General features: G+C 38.0%; 1 protein-coding gene. It reads left to right on the top strand.

Features of this window, described 5'->3' with window-relative positions:
* Nucleotides 1–280: 280 nt before the first annotated feature.
* Nucleotides 281–2,505 (top strand): diguanylate cyclase domain-containing protein (locus CXF78_RS20160; protein ID WP_180957230.1); only part of this gene is annotated, 2,225 nt, incomplete at its 3' end.

Here is a 2,505-nt window from a genome sequence, read left to right as displayed (position 1 = left end):
GTACTATTAATATAAAAAGCCAACCACTATCAATTTAAATTGGAACGACTAAGATATAAAACTAAAAGAGGGTTGCCAATTTGAGATGTACATTATGACTGCATTGAATCGATTACCCTGGTTTACTTGGCTTTTAATCTATTGTTTATCCGTATCAACTTGGCATTGGCTGACATACTCTTTTTATGGACAAGCGTCGTATCGTATCGGCGGACCGGTTCTTTTGGCTGCTCTCATTTATCTCACACAACGACCGTATCGTGTATCCCATATAGGAATAATGTTATTCGGCATTTTTGTAGTCAATTGTTTAATTGAAAATATGTTACTTGGAATCCCGCCACAGTCATCAGCAATTATTAGCTTAACTTTAATTTTCCAAGCTTATCTTGGCTGGTTCTTGTTAAGACGGTTTACACCAGATGCTCAGTTCCCGAACACACTAAAAAAATCCATAAATTTTCTTATATTTGCCGTGACATTACCAGTATTAGTATCATCGATTATACACCCTCTACTGGAACGATTAGTTTCACCACTCCCGTTTACTTTCTATGGCATTGAGCAAGAAGTCTTATACTGGACTGCGATACGTTTCACTTCTATGGTAATAATCTCTCCCTTATTGCTCTGGCAGCACGACCGTCAACAATCTCATTTGTTCAGTTCATTGGCAAAATTTTCATCATTTGTTTGGACGTTGTTAGTAGGAATGATCATTGCTGTAATGGTTTTTTCAATAGCAAACCCCGAAGGCCGAGCTCTTGCTACATACAGTTCTTTACTAATGCCATATACGTTGTTTGTTGCTATTCGTTTGCCATTGGTACAAAGCCTAATGGTTATATTATGTATTAGTGTGATCTCTTTTTGGGCAGACTCACGTCATGCGGGTCAAGCACAACAAGTTATCAATAGCTTGATTGCGTTATCTGTGTTTATCAGTTTCAATGCACTGGTGGCGTGGTTGGTCGGGATGATGTTACACGACCGTGAGCAACATCTAGAAAAAGAAACTTCACTACATCACCTTTATGAAATGTTGAGTCGTTTTAATCAATTGCTCATCAAGAAGCCTTTAGAAAAACCTCAACTTTTTGAATCAGCTTGCAAAATCATTCTTGAAGAAACCAAGTTTGATCGCGTTTCTATCATTCATTTTGACAACGCTGCATCTAATGAAAATGTAATTAACTGTGCTTTAGCCCGAAACGAGAACGATATATTCACAATGCTACCCTGCGTAGACAAGAATTGCGATCTCGTGAAGCGAGTACTGGCAAGCCAAGCATACGAGTTGTTCCAATCAAACAAACACATGCATGACGAATCATCATTTTTTGGCTATAACTCTGTAGCAGCGTTTCCTATAAAGCAAAAATTAAACAGTGTAGGATGTTTACTAATTTTTTCTAAAAGGGAATTTATTTTCACACCTGAAATGTTGCGATTGTTTCAGGAATTGGCCGATGATACTGGTTTTGCTATTTCCATGCATGATTTTCAAAAGCGGCTGAAACAAACCACTGAAGTATTCGACTACAGTTGTGAGTCTATTATTATTGCCGATGGCGAAGGTACTATTTTAGATGTTAATCCAGCATTCTCTATTATCACTGGCTACAGCCGCGAAGAGGCTATTGGACAAAACCCTAGAATGCTAAAGTCCGATAAACAAGATAGCGCATTTTATGAAAGCCTTTTTCGGCAGCTGCAAAAACATGGGATCTGGAGTGGTGAATTTTGGAATAAAAGGAAAAATGGTGAACTCTATTTACAGCGAGGAAGTTTAACTACTGTTTTAGATTCTGATGGCACAATTCTTCACATCATTTCTATCATGGAAGATGTCACCCAAAGGCAACAAGACGAAGCAACTATTCTGCATTTAGCCAATTACGACCAATTAACAGGTCTTCCCAATCGAGTTTTACTCAATGAATATTTTCTACGAGCGTCAGCAGAATCGCAGCGATCGGGTCTAACATGGACTTTATTATTCATTGATCTGGATAAGTTTAAAGAAATTAATGATGCTTTTGGTCACCATTATGGCGATGAACTGTTACGACTCGTTACAGCACGATTAAGTTCACACATTCGTGAAACAGACTTATTCAGTCGTTTCGGTGGGGACGAATTCATCATTATTGCACAATGCAGCATGGATGAAGCCAGTCAAATGGCATTGAGATATATTGAAGAGATTAAACAAGAGTTTTTGATAGAAGAGTTAGATATTCATATCGGTGCTAGTATAGGTATCGCCATGTTCCCACAGGATGGTGTTAACTTAGAGGATTTAATTCAAGCAGCTGATACAGCAATGTACAAAGCTAAGGCCCTTGGAGGAAATGCATCGGTATTTTTTAACCTGTCGATGCAAAAAGAAGTGCAAGAACAGATGGCTATGAGAAGTAACCTTGATAAAGCCATTACTAATAATGAACTGAGTTTATATTTTCAACCTAAAGTTACTGTCGCACATGGCATTGTGAAAATAGT

Origin of the sequence: Shewanella sp. 11B5 (assembly GCF_002836795.1) — a bacterium.
In the GTDB taxonomy this organism is placed as follows: domain Bacteria; phylum Pseudomonadota; class Gammaproteobacteria; order Enterobacterales; family Shewanellaceae; genus Shewanella; species Shewanella frigidimarina.
Note: the sequence above shows the minus strand (reverse complement) of the source record. Positions and strands in the feature narration are given on the sequence as shown.